At 63.9% G+C, this 19,789-nt stretch carries 17 protein-coding genes and 2 pseudogenes; 10 read left to right on the top strand and 9 right to left on the bottom strand.

The features are described from left to right. Nucleotides 1-192 precede the first annotated feature (192 nt). Nucleotides 193-1,116 carry a DNA cytosine methyltransferase gene (locus LQV16_RS05250; protein WP_229992847.1) on the bottom strand — a complete coding sequence of 308 codons (924 nt, stop codon included), beginning with the start codon at nt 1,114-1,116 and terminating at the stop codon, nt 193-195. 33 nt (nt 1,117-1,149) lie between these two features. Continuing rightward, nucleotides 1,150-1,431 (bottom strand): annotated as a pseudogene (locus LQV16_RS23675) (DNA cytosine methyltransferase); the annotation flags it as partial. A 160-nt stretch (nt 1,432-1,591) separates the two neighbouring features. Between LQV16_RS23675 and LQV16_RS05255 the strand changes: the two are divergent. From LQV16_RS05255 to LQV16_RS05265, 3 genes and pseudogenes are all read left to right on the top strand, one after another. Then, nucleotides 1,592-1,780, top strand: a pseudogene (locus LQV16_RS05255) (LysR family transcriptional regulator); the annotation flags it as partial. Between the two features lie 405 nt (nt 1,781-2,185). Further along, a complete protein-coding gene (locus LQV16_RS05260) occupies nt 2,186-2,797 on the top strand; it encodes a DUF4230 domain-containing protein (RefSeq protein ID WP_229992848.1) in 612 nt (203 codons plus the stop codon). Between the two features lie 111 nt (nt 2,798-2,908). Next, nucleotides 2,909-4,765 carry an alpha/beta hydrolase gene (locus LQV16_RS05265; protein WP_229992849.1) on the top strand — a complete coding sequence of 619 codons (1,857 nt, stop codon included), beginning with the start codon at nt 2,909-2,911 and terminating at the stop codon, nt 4,763-4,765. A 52-nt stretch (nt 4,766-4,817) separates the two neighbouring features. On the opposite strand, the gene LQV16_RS23680 is transcribed toward LQV16_RS05265, so the two are convergent. Then, nucleotides 4,818-5,066 carry a hypothetical protein gene (locus tag LQV16_RS23680; protein WP_356815691.1) on the bottom strand — a complete coding sequence of 83 codons (249 nt, stop codon included), beginning with the start codon at nt 5,064-5,066 and terminating at the stop codon, nt 4,818-4,820. Between LQV16_RS23680 and LQV16_RS05270 the strand changes: the two genes are divergently transcribed. Continuing rightward, entirely contained in the window at nt 5,038-5,661 is a 624-nt protein-coding gene (locus tag LQV16_RS05270; RefSeq protein ID WP_229992874.1) for a hypothetical protein, read from the top strand. The two genes, LQV16_RS23680 and LQV16_RS05270, sit on opposite strands and share 29 nt — an antisense overlap. A gap of 22 nt (nt 5,662-5,683) precedes the next feature. Here LQV16_RS05270 and LQV16_RS05275 read toward each other — a convergent pair whose 3' ends face one another. From LQV16_RS05275 to LQV16_RS05285, 3 genes are all read right to left on the bottom strand, one after another. Next, nucleotides 5,684-6,973, bottom strand: a complete 1,290-nt coding sequence (locus tag LQV16_RS05275) for an NAD(P)/FAD-dependent oxidoreductase (RefSeq protein WP_229992850.1) — start codon at nt 6,971-6,973, stop codon at nt 5,684-5,686. Nucleotides 6,974-7,144: 171 nt separating this feature from the next. Continuing rightward, nucleotides 7,145-7,639: a GNAT family N-acetyltransferase gene (locus tag LQV16_RS05280; RefSeq protein ID WP_229992851.1), complete on the bottom strand. Its 495-nt coding sequence runs from the start codon at nt 7,637-7,639 to the stop codon at nt 7,145-7,147. Next, entirely contained in the window at nt 7,636-8,508 is an 873-nt protein-coding gene (locus LQV16_RS05285; RefSeq protein ID WP_229992852.1) for a ribokinase, read from the bottom strand. The genes LQV16_RS05280 and LQV16_RS05285 overlap by 4 nt, the downstream gene beginning before the upstream one ends. A 134-nt stretch (nt 8,509-8,642) precedes the next feature. On the opposite strand from LQV16_RS05285, the gene LQV16_RS05290 reads away from it, so the two are divergent. From LQV16_RS05290 to LQV16_RS05300, 3 genes are all read left to right on the top strand, one after another. Continuing rightward, on the top strand, nt 8,643-10,064 hold the full coding sequence (locus LQV16_RS05290; RefSeq protein WP_229992853.1) for an MFS transporter: 1,422 nt from the start codon (nt 8,643-8,645) through the stop codon (nt 10,062-10,064). 44 nt (nt 10,065-10,108) lie between these two features. After that, nucleotides 10,109-11,074, top strand: a complete 966-nt coding sequence (locus LQV16_RS05295; RefSeq protein ID WP_229992854.1) for a nucleoside hydrolase — start codon at nt 10,109-10,111, stop codon at nt 11,072-11,074. A gap of 162 nt (nt 11,075-11,236) precedes the next feature. Further along, the gene (locus LQV16_RS05300) at nt 11,237-12,499 is read left to right on the top strand and encodes a S8 family serine peptidase (protein WP_229992855.1); all 1,263 of its coding nucleotides are present in this window, start codon (nt 11,237-11,239) and stop codon (nt 12,497-12,499) included. A gap of 33 nt (nt 12,500-12,532) precedes the next feature. Here LQV16_RS05300 and LQV16_RS05305 read toward each other — a convergent pair whose 3' ends face one another. Then, on the bottom strand, nt 12,533-13,321 hold the full coding sequence (locus tag LQV16_RS05305; protein WP_229992856.1) for a GntR family transcriptional regulator: 789 nt from the start codon (nt 13,319-13,321) through the stop codon (nt 12,533-12,535). Between the two features lie 246 nt (nt 13,322-13,567). Between LQV16_RS05305 and LQV16_RS05310 the strand changes: the two genes are divergently transcribed. Continuing rightward, nucleotides 13,568-14,335, top strand: a complete 768-nt coding sequence (locus LQV16_RS05310) for a hypothetical protein (protein WP_229992857.1) — start codon at nt 13,568-13,570, stop codon at nt 14,333-14,335. A 22-nt stretch (nt 14,336-14,357) separates the two neighbouring features. Here LQV16_RS05310 and LQV16_RS05315 read toward each other — a convergent pair whose 3' ends face one another. Then, on the bottom strand, nt 14,358-15,623 hold the full coding sequence (locus tag LQV16_RS05315) for an NAD(P)/FAD-dependent oxidoreductase (RefSeq protein WP_229992858.1): 1,266 nt from the start codon (nt 15,621-15,623) through the stop codon (nt 14,358-14,360). 278 nt (nt 15,624-15,901) lie between these two features. Here LQV16_RS05315 and LQV16_RS05320 point away from each other — a divergent pair, with 278 nt between their 5' ends. Further along, nucleotides 15,902-16,105 (top strand): antitoxin MazE family protein, encoded by a 204-nt coding sequence (locus tag LQV16_RS05320; protein WP_091564276.1) that lies wholly within the window; start codon nt 15,902-15,904, stop codon nt 16,103-16,105. Continuing rightward, on the top strand, nt 16,102-16,428 hold the full coding sequence (locus LQV16_RS05325) for a type II toxin-antitoxin system PemK/MazF family toxin (protein ID WP_229992859.1): 327 nt from the start codon (nt 16,102-16,104) through the stop codon (nt 16,426-16,428). The genes LQV16_RS05320 and LQV16_RS05325 overlap by 4 nt, the downstream gene beginning before the upstream one ends. A 458-nt stretch (nt 16,429-16,886) precedes the next feature. Here the strand turns inward: LQV16_RS05325 and LQV16_RS05330 are convergent, their stop codons facing one another. After that, entirely contained in the window at nt 16,887-19,751 is a 2,865-nt protein-coding gene (locus LQV16_RS05330; RefSeq protein WP_229992860.1) for a tetratricopeptide repeat protein, read from the bottom strand. Between the last annotated feature and the right edge of the window lie 38 nt (nt 19,752-19,789).

Here is a 19,789-nt window from a genome sequence, read left to right on the forward strand (position 1 = left end):
CGAAGTGTTCTACAAATGTTTCACCAGTTGGGCTGCTATGGCTCTTCCCAGAGCCGTCGGAACCGCGTTGCCGATTTGCTTGGCGATGGCCGTTTTTGACCCGACCCACGACGGGTCGGCAGCACTCGTCCTCGGCCCCCGAAGTCCATTATTCGCGAGGTCTGACTACAGTCCGTCGAGGGAGGCTCAGCCTCAAAGGACGCCGGAAGATGTGGAGGCAAGAGGCACCGGGAGATGTTCGTTGCGACCCCCATCAAGTCCCCGCTTATCCCTCGCACTGGGGCTCCGATCTAGGGCCGAATCGAAGTCCCTTTCCTCCCCGGGCGCCGGGAAGCCGTGGACAGCCTTGGAGGCCGCTGCCTTTCTGGTCTCGCTGTCGATTGCGGTCCAGTGGGTTCTCGTCATAGTGTCGAAGAAACCCGGTTCGAGTTCTTGGCCGAGGGCTGCTGCCAGGACGTGTGCGGCGAGACGCGGTGGAATGGCGTTGCCGATCTGCTGGGACACATCCTTGCCTGACCATGGGTAGTTAGCGGGGAACGTCTGGAGAAGGCCAGCTTCTGAAACGTTGAGTCGATCAAGTTCACCCGCGTTTGAGAACAAGCGATTTCGAGAGACTTTCCCGGTAACGGTGAAAGCTGGTTCCTTCGAAGTACGCCGACCACGGGCTTTCGGATCACCCCCGGTTCCATAATTGGAGACCAGCTCGAAAGGCTCGAGTCGGTCAAGGGTCTGGCCGATGCTCTGGCATGGTAGCAAGGCAGATTGCTCGGCGGATGCTTGGACCTGCGTTCTCCTGAACCGCTGGTGCGTAGGGACGGGGAGGGCAGGTGTGAGGAATTGGTTCGCGATAAGGATCGCGCGGCGGCGGGTTTGCGGGACTCCGTACTCCTCCGCGCGCAGTACCCCGGTCACAGTCTTGTAACCGAGTGTCTCCAGGACCGTCGCCATGGCCTCCCATACCGGCAGGACCGCTGGCACCTGCTCTAAGACGATCACTTCGTAGGGGTTCCCCGCCCGATGGGCCTCCAGCGCCCACCGCAGCGGCTGCAGCACCAGCCCGGTTCGTTCATCTTCTAAAGCGGCTAGCTCAGCGGTGATGTCGTCCCCGTCGACCATGCGCGCAATAAAGGACAGGACTTGGTTCAGGGCCTTGCGGCCCGCGCCTGCCCCGGCCACGGTGTACGTCTGACACGGAGGTCCTCCGGTGAGGACCGTCGCGCGGGGGAACTCGGACGGACCATGCTCCCGAACGTCACCTTGCACGGTTTCCAGGCCGGCGGCACGCCTGGTTGCACAGGCATTCTCGTCCCACTCGATACCGGCTACGGACAATCCCAGCCAGTGTGCGGCTACATCCAATCCACCAGGACCGGCGAAGAGATCCACCATTTGAGCGTGAGAAGGAGGTGGGTCCGATTGCACGAAGTTCATGGGACACGATCTTATCGGTCGACAGGTCACCGACGGACCAGCAGCGCCGGTTTTCCGATCGATAGAGAGCAGCTATCGCTGGCCTGATGGTGCTCCTGCCCGCAGTAAAAGTGGTGAGGACCGCGTGCCCTCTGTGCGGTTTGCCGACATGACCTGCTCTGCCATGGTGCCGAACACGGCCCTAGGGCTGCAGCACCCGGACGTCCGGATGCTCAGCCTCGGCTCCGCCGCTCCCCTGCGGCGCGTGCTCCTGGCCCAGCGCCAGGACAAGGTCTACGCCCCGGCCGAGGTCGCCTTCCATTCCATGCTGCTGGAAATCGCCCGCGAACGCACCGGGGACTTCCTGTAGCCACGACGGCGTCGCCTGTGGCGAGGACAGAGGCGGCTAATTTGTGGCGGTACCGTCCATTGACGCAGGCCGCTTGATCGACTGCCTCCGTTGTGGCCACCGCCGCCGCCTCGACCTAAGCCCCGCGTCCCGGAACCTCCGCGCCTGACCCGGGACGGCGCCGTCGTCTGTCGCAAGCGTCTGCGCGGCGCCAGCCCCTGAAGGGAATCCGACCCTCCGATTTGTTCTTAGGCGCACGCAAAAGCCCGGCTGGCAAGAGTGACCACCTCTCCGGCAATTCGCCCGACCCCCTCGGTGGGCCCGGTTACACTAACTCTGGAGTTCTTCGGGCGAGATATGTCTTGGACGAAGTCTCATTTGCGGGAGGCGGCGCCGCCGTCTCACATAACTGGGGGGAATGCAGTCTTGAAGGCATTGAAGGGCGTCGCTATTTTGGCCGGCGCTGTGCTGGGGATATTCGGCGGAGCCAGCCTGCTTGGGTTCAACGAGTATCCCTGGAGCCAGAAATCCATTGATCGAACAGTGATCCTGCAGTCCATCAAAAATGTTTCACAGCTGCAGAGCGCCATCGGGACCTTCGAACTGATTGTCGACACCGGCGACGACAATGCAGCACTACCGGACGTCATTTCCGGGCGGCGAACAGTTGTCCTGGCTGTGGGTACGGTAGACGCTCACGTCGATCTCTCGGGAATCAACGGGGGCGACCTGGAGGTGTCCCCCGACGGAAAATCAGCCACGCTTCGGTTACCTGAGACCCAACTGGAAAAACCCAGGCTGGACCATAAGGCTTTTCAGGAATATCGCAGTGACCGTGGAGTGCTTGACATCGTCGCTGACGTCTTCGCGTCCCCTGACCAGTCGGCGATTTACCTCCGGGCTGAGACGGAAATATCTGCTGTGGCTGAAAAGTCCGAGCTCCGTGAGCGTGCATCCAAGAATGCACGCTCCACGCTTACAGGACTGTTCAACTCCCTCGGGATGCAGGTCACTTTCCTGGATGCCAGCGCCAACTAATTTCAGGATGCGTAGTGCCTGCGTCGTCACACAACGGCTAACTGCACTGCTGGATGCTGCAAACCATGGCACACCTCACCATTTCTAAGTTCTCTTTCGATCGGAGCTCCCATGTCCCAAGAACCAACGCTTCTCTTTCTGCACGGCGTCGGCGACGGAAACAAGGACGGCGCGTGGCTGAGCGGCCTCAGGGGAGCGTTGTCCCGCTTGGGATATCCAGATGTGGACCCCGATCGCGTAATTGCACCAAGGTACGCGCATGCACTGAGAGACAGTGACGAATCACTTTCGCTTCCACGAATAACCGTCAAGCAGCCAGCTAGGGACAAAGTCCGCCAGAATCGGCGGGACTTTGAGCGACGCACGGCGGCACTCGAATTCCGGCTGGGAAGGCATAACCAAGGGAGAGGCTGGGGCGGCGCTGAGTTAATTGTCAACGGGTCTGCCAGCCTCCCCGGCTTCGGGCAAGTTCGTAAGTACCTCGGCAACGCGGATGTCAGGGCGCAAGTTCTGCATCTAATCCTGAAAAAACTGCCCGCATCCGGCCCGATCGTGATTATCGGGCACAGCCTGGGGTCCGTGATCGCCGCGGACCTCCTCCAGCGGATGCCAGCAGAGCTCGAGGTGGTTGGCATGGTTACCATCGGCAGTCCACTCGCCAGCGGACGGTTCGACGTCGATAAGCTGCGCGGGAGCATGCAGGAGCCTCCCACCAACTTGGCCTGGTGGGCCAACTTCTGGAACGTGCTGGATCCGGTGGCTGCGCACAGGGGACTGTCGTCGGTATTCAACTGGATGCTTGACTTCCGCATCGGAACTGGATTCAACCACCACGTACATGACGCGGAGGCCTACCTCTCCCACGACGCCGTCGCCGAAGCCGTTGGTTTCGCGTTGTTCGGATCGAGGTCCACCGAAATCGTCAGCGTGGACCGTGGCGTGGACATCCAATTGGACGCGTCTGAGCTCACAGCCTTGGTGGCACTGCGCTACGCCTACTTGCTGAGGTCGCGGCTCGATGGCGAACAAGGAGTCCGGTTCGCCGGAGCCTTGCGGCAGGTGCAAGCTTCCGCGGTAGATGAAATCCGCCAACGGAATAGGGAAGTGGGAAGGCCGCTGCCATCGCAAGTTGCCAGATTGACTTTCGACCTATCGGACCCGGAGGCCCAAGTACCTGAGCCGCTGCCCAGCCGCCATCTGACCAAAGAAGATGCGGTAACGCTGCTCACCGTTCTTGCCTCCGAAAACGTCATCCGGCCATTTGAAATTAACGTGGACCGCGACAAATGGCTCGGCGCCATGCAGGAGCTCACCGCGGAAATGGGACTTGGATTCCAATACGGTACCCACGTCTTTGAGGCTGCAAAAAAGGCCCAAGACGTTCTCAGTGGTGCGCTTGTGGTCAATTGGAAGAAATGGGGAGCGTTGGGCGCCGGCGCCGTTGCACTGGTAGTGGCCACCGGCGGCCTTGCCTTGGCTGCGGCACCCGGATTGGTCGGAGCAGCAGTCATCACAAGCGCCCTGGCCGGATTCGGCCCGGGCGGAATGATCGGTGGACTGTTGACTGCCGGCGCACTCGTTGGGGCAGGCGGCGGTGGCATCGCCTTCAGCCTTGCCAGCCCTGGTACTTCGGCCGAAACCGTCGAAGCAGTAGTACAGCGGCTCTTGGCCGCGGCCATTTTGCGGCAGCGGCAGAAAATTGAACCCGACTACACATTGTGGAGCATCCTGGTTGCGAACGAGATTACGTTCCGCCGGGAATACGAACGACTGGATGAGTTCTCCGACGAGTCAGCCCAAGGCCTGAAGGAGCTGAAGAAGAAACTTGAGACCATCGAAAGGGCGATGAAGTATTTGTCCGACAATGGCCTTGAGCCGGATCTGATCGAAGATCCTGCAGAGGGCCCACTGGATGCAGAAGAGAGCCAAGGCAGTGGTGCACGCCAACCTCAACTGCAACTCGAATAGGGTCTCCTAAACCCGAAAGGAGGACCACGGCGTTGCGGACGTTGGCGTCCACCTAGCCCTGCGTGACGCGTCGGCGCGACGCGGCGTAGTCGTCCCGCTCGTACATGGAGACGTCCTCAATCTCCGGTGCCTGGGGCCGGTCCCTTTGGCACCCCAACCGCTCGCGCGGCTCGCTGCCATGCCTCCACCACCCGCTCGCTCCAACCGCAAGTCTCTGCTCCGCCCAGTCCCACCGGATCAGCTCCTGCTCCAGCCGGACAGCCGGGCCAAAGGTGCCATTCCCCAAAGCCTGGTACAGCACCGACTCCTCTTCGGTCAGCCGCGTCAGGGCAGCCGTCGTGATGCGGCGGAAATTCGCCAACTACCACCGGCCTGTCAGCACGGTCCTGCCGCTGGTCCGGGGGCAGCTCCACAACATCGCCGTTGGCCACTCCGCCCACGTGAGCAAGGCCGGCTACGTCGCCGCCGCCCCGTATCCGCTGCTGGGAGAGTGCACAGCGGTCTGGCTTTCGTGGCTGGACGATGTTCAGCTGATGGCCCTCGACGAAACGGAGCCCAACTACCGGCGGATCCAGCTCGACGGCGAAGCCTGCCCGCTCGTGGTGGACCGCGGGGACCGTCCGGAGGAGTTTTCGCTGTTCACCTCGCGCTGGGGCGTGCTGACCGATGGCAACGGCGGGACGTTTCCCTTCCTCGACCAGCCTGCCCTCTTCGGGCTCCTCGCCGGCAGCGGCACCGGGGACCTTCTGGAGGAGGGGAAGTCCGTGTTCGACGGGCCGCCGGAGCTTGTTGCCGAGCAACTCGCGATACCCTCGGTCCAGGCCTGGGCCAGGGAATGGTTCAGCTCGGCCGGCCTCGCCGCACCCGTGGACTTCGACGGGCCTTGCGCGGGGTAGCCACTCCTCTGGAACGTCGCCTTCACCGGGCGGCGATGTTCCCGGCGATGTGCTGCGCAATGTATTCGGCATCGCGGCCCACGCCCGCCACGATGGACGAGCCGTGCCCGGTCAGCCACGGCAGCCCGACGGCGTACAAGCCCGGGTGTTCGGTGACGCCGCGGTGGTGCCGGGGGTAGTTCCATTTGTCCAGCACCGGAATGTCCAGGATGCTGAAGTCCAGCCGGTAGCCCGTGGCCCAGAGGACTGACGTGATGTTGGCGGCTTCGAGGTTCAGCCGCGCTGGCTCCGAAGGAAGCCAGTCGTCCTTGCGCGGCGGCTCCGGCTCCGGTGCCGACATGCCGGTGGCGGCAATATAGCTGTCGAACATCGGCTTCATCCGCTCGTAGAACGCCGACTCCACCACGCCCAGGCGTTCCGGAAGGTCATCACTGAAGACGAGGTTGCCGTCGTCGGCTGCTTCCAAATGGCCGTGCAGCCGGACGCCGCACCGGCCGAGGTCCCGCAAGTGGATGTCGTGGCCGCCGTCGGCGCCGGACACCAGCGGGTTGCAGGCGAACCTCGCCGCGGGGGAGGGCAACTGCCCCACGGTGAGGCCGTTCAGTCCGTAGTCGGGGCCGAATTGTGCCAGCTGCATCATCCAATAGAGGAGGTCCTGGCCGCGGTACCGGCGCGGTGCTTCCGGGCACGTGGACACCGCCAGGTGGATTTCGCGGCCGACGGCGAGCAGTTGCTCGGCGATCTGGCCGCCGGACTGGCCGGTGCCAACGATGAGCACCGCACCGTCGGGCAGTTGGCCCGGGTTGCGGTAGCTGTCGGTGTGAAGTTGCAGGATGTGGCTGGGCAGTTGCGCCGACAGTGCGGGGATTTTCGGCTCCTGGTAGCCGCCGGTAGCGAGCACCACGTTCCGTGCCCGCCAGCTGCCCTGGGTTGTGGCCACGGTGAAGCCGCCGCCCTCCGCAGGCGCGATACGCGTGACTTCCGCACCCGTCCGGACAGGAGCGTCGATGCTCTCCGCATAGTGCCGGAAATGGCCGATCAGGTCATCCCGCAGCATGAATGCTTCCGGGGCGGGACCGTCATACGGCATGCCGGGCAGCGCGAGCGAGAAGTTCGGCGTGTTCAGGCAAAACGCGTCCCACCGGTCCTGCCACGCCCCGCCAAGCGTTTCGCGCCGTTCCAGCAACTGATGTCCGACGCCGGCTCTGCTCAGCCAGTAGCTCGTGGCCAGGCCAGCCTGCCCGGCCCCGATGATCAGGGTGTCGACGCTTTGCGGAGCCGCATGTCGGGCGGCTGCTTCGGGAGACGGCATGGCTACTTCCTGGCGGCCGTGGCCCTGGGCGTCTTCAAGGGTGCGCTTGCGACGTGGGCAGACGCGTCGGTCTCCATGGTTCTCCTCCCGTAGCGAAGGGACAGGGATGGATTTGTTGGCAGGATATGCCCGCAGCGCCGCTGCGTACAGGAGCTTCCCGGGGAGCCTTCCCTACACTTCCAGCCGGAACACCCAGAGCAGTACGTCCTCGCCGGGCACGTACCAGTCGCGGTCCGGAACCCTCTGGAAGCCCAGCGATTCGTAGAGACCATGTGCCCGTTCCATAAACGTCGCACTCGTGATGCTGATCGCTCTGATAGCCGGCAGGGACTGCGCGTGATCAATGACCCGGCGGACAACGGCGCGTCCCACCCCATTGCCTTGGACGGCTGGATCGACAGCGAGCATCCGGAACTCCAGCTCATTGTCGCGAGCAATCTCGCTGTACGGCTGCCCTGCGAACGTCAGTGTCACCGCCGCGACCACCGCGCCCGAGGCCTCTGCCACCCACGCCTCGGCATGCTCCGCCCGGTGCTCAACATTCTCAAGGACGCTCATGTACGGGTGCCCGGCGGTGAAATGACCGGCGCGGAGGTACGCGTCCCGGGTGATTCTCCGGATCGCTGAATAGTCGGCACGCCTTGCGCGCCTGAAATCCAGCTTCACTGGTATGCAATCCCGACTCCAGTGACCCGGGCAACGTACTCCTCCAGCGGAGCCAGCGCGGGCTGGGACGAGGGATCACCCACTGCATCCGCGCCGACAGCATTCGCCACCGCCAGCGCCGTAGCGTAGTCAAGCCCCGCCCGGATCGCCAGGACCAGGGCCGCGCAAAACGCGTCGCCGGCACCGATGGTGTTCGCCACGGTTACCGAGGAGGCTGGAGCCTCTGCCACCTTCCGCCCGTGCGCCAACATTGCCGATCCTTCCTTTCCGTACGTCACCGCAACCAGCTTCGCGTCAGCCAGGGCCGGAATCAGCCGGTACTCGCTCTCATTGACGATCACCAGGTCGCACCGCTCCAGCAGCTCCGCCGGCAGGTCCATCGCCGGTGCAGCATTCAGAACAAAGAAACCAACCGAGCGCCGGGCCGCCTCCAGCACCACGGGCAGGCCCACCTCCAGCTGGCACAGCACTGTTTCCTCGGCCGAGAACTCCACACCCTCGAGCGAGAACCCAGAAATCGCGCCCGGGCACACCACGATCTGGTTCTCGCCGTCGTGGTCCACCACGATGAGCGCCGTGCCCGTCGCGCCGCCGTCGAGCACTGCCACATCAGTGGTGTCCACTCCCGCACCGGAAAGGGAGTCGACCATCAGGCGGCCCTGGGCGTCGCTGCCCACGGCACCGACCATCCGGGTGCTCCCACCCAACCGGGCGGCGGCAACGGCCTGGTTGGCGCCCTTGCCGCCTGGCTGCTGCTGAAGGACACCACTGCCGATGGTCTCGCCGGCGGTGGGAAGCCGGTCCGTGGTGGCAATGATGTCGAGGTTGATGCTGCCGACGACGGTGACGGCAGGAAGGCGAGTGCTCATGGGGGAGTCCTATCGGTCCAAGGGGCTGGATTAGGAAATAGTGTACGGGATGGTTGTACTTGCGTGTCATACATGGTTGTATAACAACTCACATCCTAAAGGCAGGGCCCACCTGCAGAACAAAGGAGTTTGATGTGAACACCCCAACCCCAGTGACCACAGCGCCACGAGATACCGCTGAGGAGCAGCCAAAAGTCGCCGGCCGCCGCGCCGCCCTCCTGATCTCCACTCTGCTGCTCGGCGTGCTGTCCTTCCAGCTCAACGCCAGCATGGTCACCCCGGCGCTGCCGCAGATCGCTGCCTCCTTCGGCCAAGGACCTGAGAGCGCAGCCCCCGTCCAGTCCATGTTCTTCCTCGCCGGCGCCATCGCCGGGCCCGTCATCGGACGCTGGAGCGACTTCATCGGACGCCGCGCCGCCTTGCTCCTGGTCCTCGGGATCATGGGCGCGGGAACCATCCTCTGCATCGCCGCACCCACCCTGCCGCTCCTCATCGCCGGCAGGTTCCTCCAGGGCGTTTCCAGCGCGGTCTTCGCCCTCGCCTACATCGTCCTCAGCGAAAACCTGCAGGCCCGCGTCTTCGGCACCTCCGTGGGCATCATCGCCGCCATCAACGGCGGCGTCGGCGGCGCGGACGGCTACGTCGGCGGCCTCATGGCCGAGACCCTCGGCTTCCGGTCCATCTTCGTCGTCGTCCTCGTCCTGACAGTCATCGCCGCCGCCTGCATCATCAAAACCGTCCCGAGCGGACGCCCCCAGGGCGTACGCGGAGCCATGGACTGGTGGGGCGCCGGCTCGCTGTCCGTGTTCCTGGTCTTCATCACCTACTTCGTCTCCGGCGGCTCAGCCGCCGGCTGGACCGCGCCCAGCACCCTGGCCCTGCTCGCCGGCACCATCGCGTCCTTCACTGCCTTCTGGATGATCGAGAAAAAGCGGAACCACCCGCTCATCGCCGTCCACCACCTGCGCTCCCGCCAGGTCTGGCCCGTCATCGCCACCACCGTCCTGACCCTCGCCGGCATCTTCGCCATCATCAACTTCACAGTGGTGCTGCTCAGCCAGGACACCCACCACGGCTTCGGACTCAGCGCCTCCCTGTCGGCGCTGCTGTTCCTGACCCCCGCCGCGCTGATCGGTGTCTTCGCCGCACCCCTCGCCGGCTGGCTCGCCGACCGCCGCGGCTGGATCAAGACCCTCCGTGCCGGAACCGGGCTCAGCCTGGCCTGCGCCATCGCCGCGGCCGCCTTCTCCGACAACCAGATCGCCGTCCTGATCGCCATCGCAGCCCTCGGCATCTTCTACAACGGCTTCTTCCTCACCGCCATCAACGGACTCTCCGTCCTGCTCTCGCCCAAGGAAGCACCCGCCGCCCTGCCCGGCATCAACGGCGCCTCCTTCGGCATCGGCGCGAGCCTCGGCGTCGTGCTCGTGGCACCGTTCGCCGCCCAGGCCACGTCCGCCGGCTACACCACCGCCCTCTGGATTTCGGTGGCCATCACGACGGCTGCCTTCCTCGTCAGCCTCTTCGTCGCCGCCCCCAAGGGCGAAAAGCTCTGACGCACCCGCATCACACCCATTACCAACGAAAAGAGAAACCAAGCATGAGCACGCCCAGCAGCCACCCGTTCTACCTCGACTGTGACACCGGCATCGACGACGCACTTGCCCTGGCCTACCTGCTCGCCTCGCCACACGCGGATGTGCGGGGGATCGGTACCGTCAGCGGCAACGTCAGTGCCGCCGTCGGCGCCCGGAACACCCTGGACCTGCTTCAGCTCGCCGGGCACGCCCACGTCCCCGTCGCGCTCGGAGCGCACGACCCGCAGGCCGGTTCCTTCCACGGCGGCGCCCCACATGTCCACGGTTCCAACGGGATCGGCGAAGTCTCGCTGGAGGCGGCCGACGCCGAGCTGGTGGCCGGAACCGCGGCCGAAATGCTGGTCCGTCTTGCCCACGAACATCCCGGCCAGCTGCGGATCCTGGCCGTCGGACCGCTCACTAATATCGCCGAAGCGCTTCGTTTGGACCCCGCGCTGCCCCGGCTGGTGCGGGACATCACCATCATGGGCGGCGCCGCGTACGCTCCCGGGAACATCACTCCCGTGGCCGAGGCCAACATCGCCAACGACCCCGAAGCCGCGGCGGAAGTTTTCGCCGCCGACTGGGATGTGACCCTGGTGCCGCTGGACGTCACCATGTCCAATGTGCTCGAGGAGAGCCACCGGCAGGAACTGCTCGCCGCGGCCCATCCGGTCCCGCAGGCACTCGGCGGCATGCTGGGCTACTATTTCCGCTTCTACGAAAGCCAGTTCGGCCGCGCTTGCTCGGCCATGCACGACCCCCTCGCGGCGGCCCTCGCGGCGGGCGGCGTCAACGCGGCGGTGGCCCCGGTGGTGACGGTCGACGTCGACACTACTTCCGGCCCGGGCCGCGGCCAGACCATCTGCGACCTCCGCGGACGGTACATGGACTACCCGGAGCAGCCCGGCGCCCGCTGCCGGGTGGTGTTGGAGCTCGACGGCGACTTCGCGCCGCACCTGGTGGAGGTGCTGCTGTCGCTTTCCTGATAGTACGACGGCGGCTGTTGGGCCTGTTCCGGCTCTGGCCTGAGCAGGCACAGCGGCGCGCTTGGCTGGGTGCTCGGAAATGCAACCCTTCATGGGGAAGCCGACGTGTAATCTGCCGACAGACACTATCTAGCCAGTGCCGATTGAAGCAGGATACTCCCTATGAAAAGAATCGTTATAGCTAGTTTCGCGGCGGTAATCATAGGCTGTGGCGCAATCACGTTGGCAGCCCCGAGCAACGCAGTGACCACGAGCAACGCGGCGACCCAGTCATCACACATCGCGGGGCAAATCATGGTTAAATTCCGCGACAATGGCGCGGCAGCCGGCGTACTACGCCAGCACGGCCTCAGGGAGGGTCCCAGTATCGGCAGCACTGGCGCTCAACTTATTAAGGTACCGGCCGGCAAAGAACTTCAACTCATCGAAGCCTTAAGCCGGAACCCGGCAGTTGAGTACGCCGAGCCGGACGAGCTCGTTACTGCCGCTACAGATGACCAGTATTTCCCTCGCCAGTACGCTCTGCAAAACAATGGCCAATCATTTACTAACACCGCCAGCACGCTAACTGTCGCCGCGGGCAAGGCGGACGCTGACGTCGACGCCGTCGAAGCGTGGAACGTCACAACCGGTGGCGGCACGAGAGTTGCCATTGTCGATTCAGGTGTCGCAAGCGACAACCCCGACATCGCACCAAAGGTTGTTGCACGCGCCAACTTCAGTGGTACGCCAACCGGTGAGGACAATTACGGTCACGGCACCCACGTGGCCGGTATTGTTGCCGCCACCGCCAACAACACGATTGGTGTGGCTGGTGTGTGCCCGGGTTGCACGATCCTGGATGCCAAAGTGCTTAACGACAGCGGCTCTGGATCTTCATCAGCCATTGCAAACGGTATCAACTGGGCCGTCAGCAACGGTGCCAAGGTGATCAACATGAGCCTTGGACAGCGCGTCTCTTCACGCACCCTCGAAACTGCCGTCAATAACGCATGGAATGCAGGTGCGGTACTAGTTGCCGCAGCAGGCAACGCCGGTACTCAGGCCAAGATCTACCCAGGCGCATACCCTAACGTTATTGCCGTCGCCGCAACCGACAACGCGGACGCCAAAGCATCGTTCTCAACCTACGGCGCCAAGTGGGTGGATGTCGCAGCGCCCGGTGTCAATGTCTATTCGACCTTCCCGAACCATCCCTTCTACCTGGGTACGCAGAACGGCCGCTCTCAGGGGTATGACGTAGGCAGCGGTACCTCAATGGCTTCACCTATCGTCGCCGGCGTTGCCGCGCTTGCTTGGAGCTCACATACTGGCGCTACGCACACGTCAGTCCGCGCAAACGTCGAATCAACCGCCGACACGATTCCTGGTACGGGCACTTACTGGGAACATGGCCGGGTGAACGCGGATAACGCCGTCCGGTAGGTTACAGCCCTTAGCCTGAACGCAACTGTAGTTCTAGGACTGCAGGCTCTGCATCACGGAGAGGTGCCCGGCGCGTGCCGCGATCAGGCACTTGGCCAGGTAGAAGGGCCGGTTCGCGTGCCTGACGTACTGCGTCAGCACCAGGACCGGATCCGGGGCCCGCAGGTCCAGCAACTTGGCCCGGCTGGGCCCCACCTGGCTCAGGCTGATCTGGCATTCGCCGGGACCCAGGATCCGCCCGAAGCGGTGGTTCAGTGTCGCGAGCAGGGTGCTGCCGCCGTCGTCGTCGATGTCCAACGGCGCGGCGGCGGCGGAACTGTTACCCAGACTGACCGGGAGGGCGGAGATGTTTTCCTGCAGGTGGGCGATGGCTTCACCGTCGCGGATCAGGACCGATTCCCAAAACCAGCAGTCGGCGCCGGGCTCGACGCCGACGCCGGGGGCGACGAACTCGGAGGCGGGCTGCCGCTGCCGTTGGATGCGTTTGATCTCGATGTGCTGCCCGGGGCCGCCAAGGACTTCCTCGAAGGGGCGGATCCGTTCGATTCCGATGCGGGGGAGGGTGTCGGCGACGAACCGTCCGACGCCGCGGCGGGCCCGGATGAGACCGTCCTCTTCGAGCAGCATCAACGCTTCGCGGACCACGGTGCGGCTGACCTTCATGTCCGTGCCGAGCTCCGTTTCGGTGGGGAGCATCGAGCCGGGCGTCAGCAGGTTGTTGCGGATGGCCTCGGCGATCCGGGAGTACACGGCAACCCGGAGGGGCGAGCCGGGCTGGGCCTCCACCGGCTGGGACAGGAACCTGGCGGCGTCCTCGTGCACGTTTGCCTCGCTTTGTGGTCTTTGGGAATCTCAGCGTAACAAGTACTACTAGTTTGTTGGACAAGGCCCACTTGCCGGAATGGCCTCGCCCCGAAGCGGCGCGGGCTGGCCGGCTCCTTAATCACCGAAGGTCCGTTTCCCCGAAAAGTGCGGGACACTGGAAGTCCCGACCACGAAAGCGGGCCACCTTGATTAGTCTCCAGCACGATGCCGACGGCTACTTCATGCTGACTTCATGCTGACTTCATGGGACTGAGCGGTGCCGGCGGTGCCGGCCATCTCGATCCGCTGCTGTATCCGTGGGACCCGCCCGTGGCCTCGGGTGTCATGGACGGTGATGGATTCCGGCCCCTTGAGCTTTCAGCCGGACTGGATGAAACCCTCGCGCAAGCCGGCGCGGCACCGCTGGAAGCCCGTTCCCTGGTGGTCTCCATCGGCTCGAATTCAAGCGCCGTCGTGATGCGGCGGAAATTCGCCAACTACCATCAGCCTGTCAGCGCGGTCCTGCCGCTGGTCCGGGGGCAGCTCCACAACGTCGCCGTTGGCCACTCCGCCCATGTGAGCAAGGCCGGCTACGTCGCCGCCGCCCCGTATCCGCTGCTGGGAGAGTGCACAGCGGTCTGGCTTTCGTGGCTGGACGATGTCCAATTGATGGTCCTCGACGAAACGGAGCCCAACTACCGGCGGATCCAGGTCGACGGCGAGGCCTGCCCGCTGGTGGTGGACCACGGGGACCGTCCGGAGGAGTTTTCGCTGTTCACCTCGCGCTGGGGCGTGCTGACCGATGGCGACGGCGGGAAGCTTCCCTTCCTGGACCAGCCTGCCCTCTTCGGGCTCCTCGCCGGCAGCGGCACCGGGGACCTCTTGGAGGAGGGGAAGGCCGTGTTCGACGGGCCGCCGGAGCTTGTTGCCGAGCAACTCGCGATGCCCTCGGTCCAGGCATGGGCCAGGGGGTGGTTCAGCTCGGCCGGCCTCGCGGCGCCAGTGGACTTCGACGGGCCTTGCGCGGGGTAGCCACACCTCTGGACCGCCGCCTTCACCGGGCGGCGATGTGCTCGGCCACGTACTGGGCGTCCTCGCCCACCAGCGCCAGCGTGGCCGACGCATGTCGGGTCAGCCACGGCAGCCCCACAGCGTACAGTCCGGCAACCTCAGTGACGCCGCGGGAATGCCGGGGATAGTTCCACTTGTCCAGCACGGGGATGTCCAGGAAGCTGAAGTCCAGGCCGTATCCGGTGGCCCAGATGACGGACGTGATGTTTTCCGCGTCCAGGTCCAGCCGCGCGCCGGACGCCGCGGGAAGCCAGGTATCGTTCTGGGGTTGTTCGGCGGCCGGCGCGTCGATGCCTGCCGCCTCGATGTAGGCGTCCGTCATCAGTTTCAGGCGCTGGCCGAATCCGGCTTCCACCATCGCAAGACGTCCGGGGAGGTCGTCGCTGAAGGCGAGTGCGCCGTCGTCCGCTCCTTCAAAGCGGCCGTGAAGCCGCACGCCGCGGCGGCCCAGTTCCCGCAGATGGATGCTGTGGCCGCCATCGTTGCCCGAGACCAGCGGGTTGCACATGAAGCGGGCGGCGGGGGAGGGGAGCTGCTCCACCTGGAGTCCGTTGATGCCGTAGGTGGGGCCGTGCAGGTTGATCTGCAGGATCCAGTAAAAGGTGTCCTGGCCGCGGTATCTGCGCGGCGCCTCCGGGCATGAGGAGACTGATAAATGGACGTCGCGGCCGGCGGCCAGCAGGTCCTCGGTGATCTGGCCGCCGGACTGCCCGGTGCCCACCACCAGCACGGCACCATCGGGCAGCTGCTGCGGGTTGCGGTAGTCGTGGCTGTGGAGCTGGTGCACATGCCCCGGGATTCCGGCGGACGCGGCTGGGATGCGTGGGTGCTGGAAGGCACCGTTCGCCAGGACCACGTTCTCTGCCGTGAAGCGCCCGCTGGCGGTCTCTACGCTGAAGTGGCCGCCTGCCCTGGCGATCCGGGCGGCCTCCGTGCCCAGCTGCACGGGCGCGGCGATCCGCTGAGCGTAGTCGCGGAACAGGTCAATGACGGCGTCGCGGGCGAGGAAGGCATCCGGATCGGGACCGTCGTACGTCAACCCGGGCAGCACGAACGAGAAGTTGGGCGTGTTCAGGTAGAACGAATCCCACCGGTCTTGCCATCCCCCACCCAGGGCATCCCGCCGCTCCAGGACCTGGTGCTCCACGCCGAATTGGGTGAGCCAGTAGCTGGTGGCCAGCCCGGCCTGCCCGGCCCCGATCACCAGGGTGTTGACCCTCGTGTCCGGTTCTTCCAAGTTGGACTGCATGGCTACTTCCTGGTGGCTATGGCCCTGGGCGTCTTCGGCGGCACGCTTGCGACGTGGGCAGACGCCCTCTCCGCGTCGGTCGCCGTCGGGGTCTCCATGGTTCTACTCCCGTAGCAAAGGTGCAGGGCTGGGTTTGTTGGCAGGATATGCCCGCAGCGTCGCCGCGTACAGGTCCCGGCTGACGGCGTCGGCCCGCACCGCCGGCGGCAGCCGTCGCAAACCTGCGCCGCCACCGACGGCGCCAAGCCCCCTGAGAGTGTTACATGTAACATTGACCTATGAGCGTCAGGGATCGTGTAGCACGGCACCGAGCCGCCATGCGGGAGCGAGGCTTCCGGCAGATTCAGATGTGGGTTCCGGATACGCGGACAGAGGAGTTTAGGCGTGAGGCCCGGCGCCAAGCGCTGGCGGTCGCGGCCTCCGACCATGCCAGCGACGACCAAGACTTCATCGAACAGATTGCGGAAGACTGGCCGGAGTGAATCGCGGTGAGCTGTGGACGGTTTCGGGGGGAACATATGCGCAGAAACCCAGGCCAGCACTCATAATCCAGGATGACCTGTTTGCGGCCTCGGAGTCGGTCACCCTTCTGCCGCTAACGACTCACCTGACGGATGCTCCGCTGCTGAGGCTCACAGTTGACCCCGGACAGCTCACCGGCTTGAAGCAACTCAGCCAGATCATGGTGGACAAGCCCACAACAGTGCGGCGTGCCAACCTCGGGCAGCGGATAGGCCGAATAGATTCCAAGACCATGGTTGCCGTTGAGCAGTCCCTTGCCGTCTTTCTTGGGCTGGGGCGTTGACTGGTTCAGCCACGGAGCCGTTCCCGAGCCCGGTCCCAGCGGATCAGCTCCTGTTCGAGCCGGACTGCAGATCCGTAGGGTTCCATACTTCCGCGACGCGGAAGGGGTCAAGGAACAATCGGATTAGCGCATGGCCCCACTGTTACTGCGTGGAGTCTGTCAAGGAATCTTTCGGCGCTCGCCGCCGGCAACCGCATTCTCTGGCATGACATACGTCCGCCGCCGTCGCTCCAGCCTTTACTGCTGGGCGGCGAGGGGATCCGCGAGCCCTGACGCGGTTGCACGTGCTGCACTTATGTTTCTTGTAACTAACGGTGAATACACTGATTCAATCAGAAGGTTTGATGGATCGTTTTGAGAGCGACGAGAATGGCGGACACGCCGGGCATCCGGTACGTCTCAGCGGGATAGGGGGTAATGAGGAATTTGAGGAGGACTACCGATACCCGGAGCATGTCTTACGGCATTTGGGACCATTCCGAAATCATTCGTTGTACCCGGTTTAAAGGCGCCTTGAATCGGGAGTCCTGTTGGGCTAGCCGTTCATAAATCTGTATCAATTCTTTGGAGGCGATGAGGGCGTTCTCATCCATTCGGGCCTGAGCGAACTGGCTGGCCAGAGTGTTCAGCGCCGCGGCGAGGTCTGGTTCGTACAGCGTGGGGTTGGCGGCGGCTAGCCGTCTGAAGATGGTGACGGATTCCCCCGCAGTTTTAAGGGCTTCGGAAGCGCGCCCCCCTGTTTGAGCGAGACGGCTCGCCAAATTTCCCAGCGCCTTGGCCAGGCCTGGTTCACAAAGTAGGGGGTCAGCAGCGGCAAGTCGTCGGTAAATGGTGACGGATTCCTTTGCGGCGCCTAGCGTTTCAGCCCCGTGCGCACCCCCCGCCGTACCGAGCTGGCCGACCATGTTGTTCAGCGCCTTAGCGAGTTCCGGTTCATACAGTGCGGGTTTAGCGGCGGCCAGCCGTCTGAAGATGGTGACGGATTCCCCCGCAGCTTTAAGGGCCTCAGCAACGCGCCCCCCGCCCTTTACGAGCCTGCCGGCCAACATGCTCAGCGCCTCGGCGAACTCCGGTTCGTATAGTGCGGCGTTATCGGCAGCTAACTGCCGGTATATGATGACGGATTTCTCGGCGGCCTCTAGAGCGTCAGCGTCGCGGCCCCCGCCGTGAGCGAGGCGGCCAGCTAGGTTGTACAGCGCTCGAGCAAGACGCGGTTCATACTTTACGGGGTTATCTCCGGCTAATCGCCGGTATATGGCGAGGGATTGCTGGGCGGCGTCTAGCGCCTCGGCGTTGCGCCCCCCGGCCTGAGCCAGCCGGTTGGCCAGGTTGTTCAGCGCTAGGGCGAGACCCGGCTCATACGTTTCGGGGTTATCTCCGGCTAATCGCTGGTATATGGCGAGGGATTGCTGGGCGGCGTCTAGAGCGTCGGCGTTGCGCCCCCCGGCCTCAGCGAGCCGGTTGGCCAGGTTGTGCAGCGCCAGGGCGAGACCCGGTTCATACGTTTCGGGGTTATCGGCGGCCAGCCCCCAATAGAGGGCAGCGCTTTCCTGGCCGGTGCTCAGGGCGTCGGCGGTGCGCCCACCCGCCACAGCGATGCAGTTGGCCAGGTTGCCCAGTGCCGAGGCGAGTTCGGGTTCGTACAGTACGGGGTTGTCGGCGGCCAGCTGCCGGTAGGTGGTGACGGATTCCTCTGCAGCCCTAAGAGCGTCGGCGTCGCGGCCTCCTAAGTGAGCGAGCCCGGCGACCAGGTCGTTAAGCGCCGCGGCGACGTCGGGTTCGTATTTCCCGGCATTCTTGTTGGCCTGGAGGCGAAGTTGCTTTACCAGTAGCTCTTCCAAGGCCACCTGGGTCATCGGGAACGGCCCTTCAAGAGTGCGCCCGTGGAGCTTGATAGTTTGGTCTTCATTCAGGTCAGCCGTGCTGGTACAACGGGCGAGTTCCCTGTCCAAGGCTGAATTGGAGGAGGCGGCTGACAGTCCCAGCGCCAGAGCTGCAGTAAGCCTTTGGTAGTCGCGGCCAATTATGTCTGTTGCCAATGCTGCAGCGGCCGGAAGCAGGGGTGAAGCTTCCACTAATCGAGCCAGCACGGCGTGGGCATTCTCGTTTGTGAGGGAGCCCAATAGGGCCTCTCTAAAGGTCCTGTCATTGCCTGCGATGTGCAGGAACGCAGCCACCACGATGATCCGGGGACTGAATTCCACCACGCCCGGCTGGTCTTCGCCGGTGGCGGGATACATACGGACGGCCCAAGCGGCAATGTCCTTTCGTGTTCCTGTATCGGTCCCGCTCAGGGTCGGGATTTTTCCCAGCAGCTCGACGGCCATCTGAAGGTCGACCGGTACCAGCAGAGAGAGTGTAATTACGGCGTGCTCCAGCCGTTCAATCTGTGCATCGCCCACTCCGTCGCGTCCTGTACCTGGAGCATTTCTCCAGGAATCAACTTCCGTTTTCCACAGCTCGTACATGAGTTCCTGAATGCTTCGGTTGCGAAATGGCACAGCACCGGTCCGGGCAGCGACTAGGGCTGCTGCGTGGAGCACCCCGATCGGCACCGCACCTAGTTTCCGAATAAATTCTGGATGTTTCGGAGGAACCGGAACACTCAGCCTGTCCGCGTAATGCGTGCACAGATCTTCGAACCAGCGCTCACGGTCCCCGCTGTCCCCGGCCGGTCCTAGATGCAGGGGCTTTACTTCCTCGATCGCCGCAGCAGCATACTGGTTCTCAATGCGAAGCCCCTGGGCATTGCGCACAGTCAGCAGGACCCGTATCTGCGGTAGTGACTTGTGCTGGCTTAGATCATGTACGAGCTCTGAAAAATGGGGTGGCACGCCGTCTACTACGATGACGGTGTTTTTGCCGTACGCTCTAATCCGTTTTAGCGCCTCCGCAGTCTTGTCGTTCCTGAGCCAGCCGGTCTCCCACTCCGGGCCCAGCGAGTCAGCCCATTCAATGGCCATCCGGGTTTTACCCACCAGCGGGCCGCCGTCAATGATCATGATGGGTGTGGAAGAGTGCAACCACGCATCCAGTTTTTTATACGTATTCCGGCTCCCGTGAACGCTGGATCGAGACCAGCGAGGAAGCAACCATTTGAGGGAAGCCGTCATGTCAGGCGGATCGAACTTCAGAGGCTCCAGAACGTCGTCGCGAGCCTCGAGCGATGACTTGCGCTTGTCTCTGAGGGGGACATAGATATTCATCCAAGCTGGCACAACCAAAGCTAAGGCACCGAATGCGAACGTCAGCCAGAGGGCCAGTGCAGAAGTCTTGTCCATAGTCGCGGCAATTAGCAACCCGATAATGCCGGGAACCAACACCAGTAAGCGCCAAAACGGTGACCGAGGCCACTTCTGCA

The sequence above is a fragment of the Arthrobacter sp. Bi26 genome (genome assembly GCF_918697925.1).
GTDB lineage: Bacteria > Actinomycetota > Actinomycetes > Actinomycetales > Micrococcaceae > Arthrobacter.

What these genes read in the sequence shown, in the direction of transcription:
- LQV16_RS05265 (WP_229992849.1), top strand. Translation starts at nt 2,909, where the DNA reads ATGTCCCAAGAACCAACGCTTCTCTTTCTGCACGGCGTCGGCGACGGA.
- LQV16_RS05285 (WP_229992852.1), bottom strand. Translation starts at nt 8,508, where the DNA reads ATGAGCACTCGCCTTCCTGCCGTCACCGTCGTCGGCAGCATCAACCTC.
- LQV16_RS05250 (WP_229992847.1), bottom strand. Translation starts at nt 1,116, where the DNA reads ATGGTCGACGGGGACGACATCACCGCTGAGCTAGCCGCTTTAGAAGAT.
- LQV16_RS05300 (WP_229992855.1), top strand. Translation starts at nt 11,237, where the DNA reads ATGAAAAGAATCGTTATAGCTAGTTTCGCGGCGGTAATCATAGGCTGT.
- LQV16_RS05295 (WP_229992854.1), top strand. Translation starts at nt 10,109, where the DNA reads ATGAGCACGCCCAGCAGCCACCCGTTCTACCTCGACTGTGACACCGGC.
- LQV16_RS05320 (WP_091564276.1), top strand. Translation starts at nt 15,902, where the DNA reads ATGAGCGTCAGGGATCGTGTAGCACGGCACCGAGCCGCCATGCGGGAG.
- LQV16_RS05310 (WP_229992857.1), top strand. Translation starts at nt 13,568, where the DNA reads ATGGGACTGAGCGGTGCCGGCGGTGCCGGCCATCTCGATCCGCTGCTG.
- LQV16_RS05275 (WP_229992850.1), bottom strand. Translation starts at nt 6,973, where the DNA reads ATGCCGTCTCCCGAAGCAGCCGCCCGACATGCGGCTCCGCAAAGCGTC.
- LQV16_RS05315 (WP_229992858.1), bottom strand. Translation starts at nt 15,623, where the DNA reads ATGCAGTCCAACTTGGAAGAACCGGACACGAGGGTCAACACCCTGGTG.